Annotated in this window: 6 protein-coding genes; 2 read left to right on the top strand and 4 right to left on the bottom strand. The window is 44.2% G+C overall.

Features of this window, described 5'->3' with window-relative positions:
* Positions 1-45: 45 nt before the first annotated feature.
* The 4 genes from cobU to AB4496_RS04535 form a co-directional block, all read right to left on the bottom strand.
* Positions 46-663, bottom strand: a complete 618-nt coding sequence (gene cobU / locus AB4496_RS04550; protein ID WP_102258533.1) for a bifunctional adenosylcobinamide kinase/adenosylcobinamide-phosphate guanylyltransferase — start codon at positions 661-663, stop codon at positions 46-48.
* Between the two features lie 9 nt (positions 664-672).
* Positions 673-1,479 (bottom strand): adenosylcobinamide-GDP ribazoletransferase, encoded by an 807-nt coding sequence (locus tag AB4496_RS04545; protein ID WP_102258534.1) that lies wholly within the window; start codon positions 1,477-1,479, stop codon positions 673-675.
* The gene (gene cobT / locus AB4496_RS04540) at positions 1,479-2,507 is read right to left on the bottom strand and encodes a nicotinate-nucleotide--dimethylbenzimidazole phosphoribosyltransferase (RefSeq protein WP_009846936.1); all 1,029 of its coding nucleotides are present in this window, start codon (positions 2,505-2,507) and stop codon (positions 1,479-1,481) included. Before cobT ends, AB4496_RS04545 begins: the two co-directional genes overlap by 1 nt.
* Before the next feature lie 72 nt (positions 2,508-2,579).
* On the bottom strand, positions 2,580-3,191 hold the full coding sequence (locus AB4496_RS04535) for a flavin reductase family protein (RefSeq protein ID WP_102258535.1): 612 nt from the start codon (positions 3,189-3,191) through the stop codon (positions 2,580-2,582).
* A gap of 665 nt (positions 3,192-3,856) precedes the next feature.
* On the opposite strand from AB4496_RS04535, the gene AB4496_RS04530 reads away from it, so the two are divergent.
* Together AB4496_RS04530 and AB4496_RS04525 are read left to right on the top strand one after the other, a co-directional pair.
* The gene (locus AB4496_RS04530) at positions 3,857-4,552 is read left to right on the top strand and encodes an NAD-dependent epimerase/dehydratase family protein (RefSeq protein ID WP_017099715.1); all 696 of its coding nucleotides are present in this window, start codon (positions 3,857-3,859) and stop codon (positions 4,550-4,552) included.
* 185 nt (positions 4,553-4,737) lie between these two features.
* Positions 4,738-5,589: cation:dicarboxylate symporter family transporter (locus tag AB4496_RS04525; RefSeq protein WP_372130637.1), on the top strand; the 852-nt coding region annotated here is incomplete at its 3' end.

Below are 5,589 nucleotides of genomic sequence, written 5' to 3'. Positions count from 1 at the left end.
TGGTTGTTCCATTTTCCATTTGTTCAACTAACCTTTGATACCAATCTAATTATGAGTCGAGCTTTGAGTCGAATGGCTCGACGGTTTTAAGCTCAATGGTAATCCTGCTGCAACCAGCGTAACGCGTTCAACGACGCGAGCTAGCGCTTGGTTCATGCGACCCGCATTGTCGACAAATAGGCGCGACACTTTACCTAGCGGCACTACACCTAAACCGACTTCGTTAGAAACCATGATAATTTGCGCTGGGCTTTGCTCTACGCTTTTCACTAAAACTTCAACCACGGCCTCAACCTGTTCATTGGTCGCATCATCACCCAACTCAAAAATAATGTTGTTCAACCACAAAGTTAGGCAGTCAATCAACACCACATCGTTTTGACCAAAAGACAGCAGTTTTTCGGCTAATTCAACAGGGGCTTCATGCTCAATCCACAGCTCACCACGACGTTGTTGATGGTGCGCGATTCGTTCTCGCATTTCATCATCAAGATATGTCGCTGTCGCAATATAATTGAGGCGTCCATTTGAACATGCTTCAAACGCACATAATGCTTGTTGCTCTGCAAAACTCGACTTACCAGAACGAGCTCCACCCAATATCAGATGACTATTTCGCTGACTTGTTTGATTAATTTGACTAGCTTGATTCGTGTTTGTCATAGGAAGCCGTTATAGAAAGCCATTGTAAAATGCAGTAATGAATACAAGGTAAATCAGTAACTCCATCAACTGTTGAGCTGCCCCCAAGCAGTCGCCAGTAAAGCCGCCAATTCGAGCCGTTAACCACTTTTTGAAACCTGTTCTGAACAGATAGGCGACGACAGATAAAACCAAAGCGAATTCAAGACCAAACCACAAGCTAGGCAACACCCCTACAAGCAATAAGAAGACAAGTTCGCCTTTGGTTTGCTTGTTGGCCAATGGCTTACTTTTACTGGTATCTAAGTCGCTGACATAAGGCATGTCGTAAATCAGCGATGCAGCAATTGCACGGCTGAAGGTATAACTGGTCACGATAACCAAAAACAGAGCCGTCATGTTGACCAACTCATGCAACAGCACCCACTTGCCAAGCAGAGCCATAACCAGAGCAGACGCGCCATAGGTACCAATTCGACTGTCTTTCATGATGGTCAAACGACGTTCTAGAGTCATGCCGCCACCAATGCCATCCGCCATATCAGTCAAGCCGTCTTCATGGAATGCACCTGTGAGCATCAGGCTAAAACTCATCATCAAAAAGATCGCCACCGCACTCGGCAGTATGGCATCGAGTAGCAAGAACACACCGCCACATAGAACACCAAGTAACAAACCAACCAGTGAGAAATAACGACCCGAACGGTTCATTCGCTCTTCTGAATAAGGCGTATTCTTCGGCATCGGCAAACGAGAAAAGAAACCCATCGCCAACGAAAAAAGTTCCCATTGGTATGTGATGCTATCTTTCAACGATCTTTTTGGTGCATCACTCATTAAACCGTGACTCCAGCACTCGCAAAACTCGCCATGTTGTTATAGAACTCTGCCGCCGCACGAATTATTGGCATAGCTAGCGCAGCACCTGTGCCCTCGCCCAATCTCAATCCAAGATCGAGCAGTGGCTCAGCGTCTAGCAGCTCTAATAGAATCTTGTGCCCCGACTCTTCAGAGCGATGAGCAAAGATCATGTAATCACGGCAACTCGGTTCAATTAGAGTCGCGACATACGCCGCAACCGACACGATAAAACCATCGACCAACACAGGGGTTCTGTTTTCGTAAGCGCCAAGGAAGCCCCCCACCATTTGAACTATTTCATAACCGCCGACTTGGCTTAACACCTCTTTTGCGTCAGGATTTATGCAACGAGCAACACCTTGCTTAACCACCGCCACTTTACGTGCAAGCTGTTCATTGTTGATACCAGTGCCTAAACCAACACACTCATCTGCAGTTCGGTTTGCTAGCGCACTTAAGATGGCAGACGCGCTGCTGGTATTGCCGATGCCCATTTCACCAAACATGATGATATTCGTGCCATTCGAAATGGTTCTAGATACAAGCTCAGTTCCCAGTTCAATCCCACGTTCAACAGTTTCTAAACTCATTGCCGCTTCATTGGCAAAGTTATTGGTTCGCGTACCTAAGCGCTGAGAAATCAACATGTCGCTGTCAGATTCAACAGGCAACAAAATCCCAGTGTCCACGACTGTAATTTCGACGTTGTTTACCGCACAAAAGCAATTAATCGCTGCGCCACCGCTTAAGAAGTTCAACACCATCTGTTGCGTGACGGCACTTGGAGCAATACTCACACCTTCATCTGCTATGCCATGGTCGCCAGCAAAAATGATGATACGTGGCTTATTCAATTCGATGTGCTCAACCGCAGTTTCTTTGCCTTGGCTCTGAATCAATGCCAGTTGATGTGCGACTTTTTCTAGTAAGCCAAGCGCACCGAGTGGCTTGGTTTTTTGGTCAATTCGGTGTTGGATGTACTGCGAGTATTGGGTATCTAACATAAGTTTAGGAACACTTAAATTTAAGGTAATGGATTTCTAGGGCTGCGATTCTGCTTAAGCTAAATCGTTACACTATTTAGGGCGTGCAACAGAGAACACATTGGAAAGCGTCGCGTATTCACCGCCACCAAGTCGAGATAAAGGGTCCAATGCCAACGCGTCAATCTTAAGACGTTCACTATCTTTATCAATCACATCTTCGGAAATGTACACGGTTTCAACTTGAGCAAAGATAAGGCTTTGAGGCACCTCTCCCACTTCTTTTACTTCGTACAAAGTGCAGCCAAAAGCGACCGCACACTCTTTCACTCTCGGTAAAGAAAACCCTTCAAATTCAACTAGCTCAATATTATTTGCGGTAACTTCAGAGTCACCATGTTCGAGTGTAGCTGCTGTTGCTGTCATTGTTTCGGCAGAACTTGAAGAAGCAATGTGAATCACTAGCTTACCCGTTTCTAAGGCGTTACGGGTGGTATCTTTGATTTCGCCCGACGGCTTTTTCCCAACTGATAACATCAGTAGCGGCGGATTGCTGGAAACAGGCGTGAAATAGGAGAAAGGTGCTAGGTTGTACTCTTGGTCGGAAGATTCCGTCAATGCCCATGCTATCGGGCGAGGCACAACGGTTTGTGTCATCAGGTGGTAAATCTGAGTGGGAGCAAGAGTATCAAGTTTGAGGTTCATAGCACGTCCTTGGTCTATGTGAATTACGACTCAGTTTACGTGTTAAGCAATGCTGTATCTATGCCTAATCAACAGAAACGGTAGAGAGTGTTCTTAATTTAAACAGATCACACCGGTATTTTCTCAAATTGACAGTCAAATTGACGAGCCCGAAACACCTACAATATTGATAACAGATTTATCAATAACTTACATTTTGGCATCGTTTATGCTTTATCTAAAGTACTTGTTAATCTCTCCATTGATGAGTGCCCATACTGTGAATACCCACATCGCAGTTGCTTTAAAGGAAAACAATCGATTGAAAGACAAAACCAAACAATGATTTAGGAGGTGGAATGATTCCAAACTCAAGTAAAAGAAAACCAAATAAATCGAGTAAGAAAACCAACAAAAAGGTAAGGAAAATCCCACTCTCCTTTACCTAGTAGATATCGAAGCAATATGACAACAAAGTAGTAAAGTAAATAACAAGCCCGTCGCCCAGCGGGCTTTGTTATCTTTAACACCTTAATTGAGGTTTACCTAGCTAAGCACATACCTTCCGTATAAAAGCCCATCATCAAACCCCATCTTCCTAACGCTCATTCATGAAACTTTTGTTCGCTTAAAATTCAAACACTGTTTATATTAAACAAGCACTTGTAGAGCGAGTAAGGAATAGAATGAGTATTAATGGAGATAAAACATCGGTTGTTATAGCTGGTGCGACAGGGCTAATTGGTCATCATGTCCTGAGACTGCTCATTAACGAGCCCGCTGTAGAACACATCTATGCTTTGTCACGAAGAGCATTAGGTGAAGAATTTCACTCCAACAAACTCGATACACTCATCCACAACGATCTACAAGTAACGAGTTGGGACGACACCAAAGCGACGCCCAACTTAGGCATTATCTGCTTAGGCACAACCAAGAAAAAAGCAGGTTCAAAAGAAGCGCTGCGAAAGATCGATGTAGAACTGGTTAGCCAAGTGGCACAGTCGATGAAATTCCTTGGAGTTCAACGTGTCGCAGTCGTTTCTAGCTATGGCGCTTCGCCAGACTCCTATTCACACTATCTGCGCTGTAAGGGACAAATGGAGCAAAACCTAAAACGTATTGGCTTCAAGCAGCTCTTCATCGCTCGTCCAGGCCCGCTGGTGGGTGAACGTGCCGAACCCAGAACTGATGAAAAGCTCCTACAAAGAGTCTTCCCTTTAATATCTCCGTTAATGTTTGGAAAATTCAAAAACCTACGCCCTATCCAATCGGAAGATGTAGCGAAAGCAATATTATTCCGATTGTTCGAAAATAATTTCCAAAGTATCGAAATCTACACCTCGACTGACATGCTTAATTTATTAGCGAAATATCATTAAAACGTCTATCTATTCACCACAATGTTGAATATCCATCCAACCCATTGGGTGGATATTACTAATCGTTCTAATAAATTACTTTTCCTTATTTTACGTTTTGTTACAGGTCGCTATTTTAGCTAACAGTATTTGCGCCCATATATCTAAGCGCCCTATCGATTCATGGTTATTCATAAGGAAAAACAATGTCATTTTCAGCTATCGCTGCCTTAGCGGTATTCACTGGTATCCTCTTTTTTCTCTACGGACAGCAGAAAAAAGAAAACACACTTTCTCGCCTCGTTTTACTCGGTTTAGTTTTCGGTAGTGCTTTTGGCCTTGGTCTTCAACTGCTATTTGGTGAAGGCAATCCTATTATCAAAGAGACGCTCGACTGGGTAAACATTGTGGGTCGTGGTTACGTTGGCCTACTAAAAATGGTCATCATGCCATTAGTGTTAGTTTCAATGATTGCGGCAGTAGTGAAGCTTGAGAAAGGCGGCTCACTAGGTAAGATTTCCGGCATCACCATTTCTGTGTTGCTAGCAACAACGGCAATTTCTGCGATTGTTGGTATTGTTGTAACACAAGCATTCGGCTTGTCGGCTGAAGGTTTAACTGAAGGCGCTCGTGAAACAGCACGTATCGCAACACTAGAAAGCCGCATCGGCAGCGTTTCAGATCTAACTATTCCACAAATGCTGGTTAGCTTTATTCCGACTAACCCATTTGCAGACCTAACAGGGGCTCGCTCTACTTCTATCATCGCGGTAGTTATCTTTGGCGTGCTAACGGGTATTGCTGCTCGTAAGGTGATGGCAGAGAAAGAAGAATTAGAATCTCCAATCCGTACGTTCGTTGAAGCGGCTCAATCTATCGTTATGCGCTTAGTTAAGATGATCATGGCACTAACGCCATACGGCATCGCAGCATTAATGGCGAAGGTAGTCGCAACGTCAAGTGCTTCTGACATCCTAAGCCTATTGGGCTTCATCGTTGCTTCTTACGTCGCTATTATCCTGATGTTCGTCGTTCACGGTGTGTTGGTTTCTTTTGTT

This window comes from Vibrio sp. 10N.222.46.A1, assembly GCF_041473595.1.
Classification (GTDB): Bacteria; Pseudomonadota; Gammaproteobacteria; order Enterobacterales; family Vibrionaceae; genus Vibrio; species Vibrio tasmaniensis_A.
This window is presented reverse-complemented; position numbering and strand designations above follow the sequence as displayed.